The organism is Microbacterium sp. GbtcB4 (genome assembly GCF_019091465.1).
Classification (GTDB): Bacteria; Actinomycetota; Actinomycetes; order Actinomycetales; family Microbacteriaceae; genus Microbacterium; species Microbacterium paraoxydans.
This window is the reverse complement of the sequence record NZ_JAGXJJ010000618.1, coordinates 1-234: the sequence shown is the minus strand read 5'-3', so window position 1 is coordinate 234 and position 234 is coordinate 1. Positions and strand designations below refer to the sequence as shown.

Here is a 234-nt window from a genome sequence, read left to right as displayed (position 1 = left end):
CCGGGGGGTGGAGAGGAGCGTGGCATGACGATGAGGGTCCTGGTCATCGGGGGGGGACAGAATCCCGAGCACGAGGTGTCGCTCGCCTCGGCGGCAGCGGACGCCGCGGCGCTGCGGTTGGGGGGACACACCGTCACGACCGTGACGATCGACCGCGACGGCGTGTGGCGGGGCGACGGCATCCCGCCCGGCGTGAGTCCGGCGGCGTCGTTGGAGCAGGCCCGGGCGCTGCCC

The 234-nt window shown here is 74.8% G+C and carries 1 pseudogene; it reads left to right on the top strand.

The window, feature by feature from the left end:
• Positions 1-24: 24 nt before the first annotated feature.
• Positions 25-234, top strand: a pseudogene (locus tag KVS71_RS19020) (D-alanine--D-alanine ligase); the annotation flags it as partial.